General features: G+C 69.0%; 2 protein-coding genes. Both read right to left on the reverse strand.

Annotated elements, in window-relative coordinates; all coding sequences use genetic code 11:
• On the reverse strand, positions 1-697 hold a 697-nt coding region (locus K8V11_RS02645), incomplete at its 3' end, for a twin-arginine translocation signal domain-containing protein (protein WP_303910663.1).
• 347 nt (positions 698-1,044) lie between these two features.
• A partial coding sequence (locus tag K8V11_RS02650) for an arabinofuranosyltransferase (protein WP_303910664.1) occupies positions 1,045-2,526 on the reverse strand: 1,482 nt, incomplete at its 5' end.

The following is a 2,526-nucleotide window of genomic DNA, read 5'->3' on the forward strand; positions in this document are numbered from 1 at the left end:
AGCAGCCGGGCATGATCGAGGTGAACCTCACCACGCCGTCATCTCCGGCAATCTGCACGCCGCGTAGATACGTTTCGTCCTCGATGCCGTCGCCGTACATCGAGTAGTTCCCCTCGGCGTCGCAGTGCCAAACGTAGACGGCGGCGCCGGTGAACGGCACGTTCCCGCCGGCGATGTCGATGATGTTGAGCTCGAGCGTGATATGCACGCCCTCGGCCGTCGCGCCGCCCCCGATCGAGGAGCGGATGTCGCTACGCTCGACGCCAGTCATGTCGAGGACGTCGGGGCCGTTCGAGCCGTCGCCGGGGTAAGGACCCGCTGTCTCGGTGGGTATCTCGGTGTAGGTGGTGTCGGCGACACCCGTGGCCGATGCACTTGACGAACTCGCCGAGGCGGAGGATCCCGAGGAACCGGGCGAGCACGCGGCGAGCGCGACGGCGCCGGCCCCTAGCCCGAGGGCTCCGAGAAACTTGCGGCGCCCGAGCAGCGTTGCGACATCGAACGCGAGGCCCTGATCCTCGATGTCCTCCCCGGGTCGGTCGAGAGGGCGACCCTCGTAGGTTCGCTTGTCGGCGACGGCGGCCGGTGCCGGGTGTTCGTTCGCGGCGGGATAGGGGCGGAGGGTGCGGGAGTTGTCCGCCGGATTCGTTTCGGCGGATTTGTGCGTGCGCTTCGTGCGGGAAAACAGCGATGCCATGAGGGGCCTCTTTCTCTTCGTGGTCGGGGCCCGTTTCGCCCTGGGCAGTGGACGAGGGGCCGGCGGCCGCCATGAGATAAGAACTTATTGCGCTTCGCTGGTGCGTTCCCTGGCGCGGGCTGGGGGATTTCTGTGAGCTTCGGCGCGACCGCGCCGGCCTCGAAGGCCGGGCCGGGGCCAAAGTCGCCCGATCCTCATCAGCCGGGGGCTGCGCCCACAGCCGACCGCAATAAACCGCGCGGTCGGTACACAAACCGTCGTGTCACGGCGTGGGTGAAAGGTGACTATTCATGCGTTCTACGGCAGGCGACGAGAATCCGGCGCCAGCCGAAGCCAGAGGCAGCCTGCTAGCGCACCCCGATCACGACACGCCCGCCCGCGTGTTCAACGTGAAACATCGACTCGTCAGCAAAAATCTCGGGGTCGAACTCGATCGGCACCTGGCGAATGTTGCCCTTGAGCGGCATCGTGTTGACGACCTCGTCGTACGTCCACACTTCGCCATCCGACCCCTTTTCCGGGGTCAGAACGAGTACGTCGGGCCCCGGGAACTCCCCGCCGTGCAGCGCGCCGGCAAGTTCCCGTCCGCTGGTCGCCTTCGACCACCCCTCGATCAGCCCGTTGCGCTTCTCGTACTCGCCGGTCGGCGCCGCATACGCGGCGGCGGGCGCCTGGAATGCCCAGTACGGGTGGAACATGTACAGACTCGTGTCGTCGCTGAGCACCACAAGGTCCTGTGGTTCGGCCCCGCCAGTGACGTCGGAGATCGCCTCCACCACGGCCGTCGGTTCCCCCGGCGCGGAGCGGGCTTTGTCGGAGAACTCCGCATCCTCCTCGGACACCGATTGCGCGGCGTGCACGACGAACACCGCGCCGAGCGCGACGGCGAGGGCTGCCACCTGCGGCCCGCGGTCGTTCGCCTCTGCCCAGGCGCGCGCACGCCGCCAGGCCTCGCGCAGCGCGAACACCCCGGCGCAGGCGAATGCGAGGGTGATCACCGGCGTGAGCCGGAACGGCAGGAGCGTCGAACCGGTGATCGCGCGCAGCCCGGACAGCGCGAACCAGGCATAGCCGGCGAGCACCATGATCGCCAAGGCGAACGCGATCCGGACGATTTCCGGGGACGAAGCGCCCGCGCCCTCCCCGCGCCCGCGGACAGCGCCGCCGACTGTCCACGCGAGCCACACCAGCCCGGCGATGCTCATCAGCACGAGACCGGTGCCCGAGAGCATCGGCAGCGGCCATTGCGCCGCGTCCTCGGGCGCGAAATCGGTGGCCACCGAGCGCTCGTGGCCGTCGCCGCGCAGCACCGCCAGCAGGTACGGCGTCCAGAACAGCAGCGCGATCAGCGCAGACACGATTCCGGCCGCCACCCATGACCCCACGACGCGCAGTCGCGTCCCGCGCCCATCGCGAGGGGTGCGGGCGAAGTAAATCGCGGAGCCCGCCGTCACGATAACCACGCCGATGGCGGCGATAAGCGTGTAGGTAATGGCGGCGAGACCGAGGAATACGCCGGTGTAGGCGAGATAGCGCGGCTCGGCGATGCGTTGCGCCCACACCGCGACCGCGGGCAGCAACGCGATGAACAGCCAGGAGTAGGGCTCGTACGCGGCGAGCACGAGGCCGACCGCGGCGGTCGACAGCGCGAGCGGCACGGCGATGCGCGAGCCCGCGAGCGCGCGCCACGCGAGGAACGCGAACGAGGCCGCGAGCGCCATGGTGAAGATCGCGAAGGGCTTGTAGAACTCCCACGCGGGCACGCCGACGAGGTCTGCGAAGCGTCCGCCGATCCAGAACCAGCCCGCCGGGTAGAACGGCGCCGCATC

It is taken from the genome of Dietzia timorensis (genome assembly GCF_020742175.1).
GTDB lineage: Bacteria > Actinomycetota > Actinomycetes > Mycobacteriales > Mycobacteriaceae > Dietzia > Dietzia timorensis_A.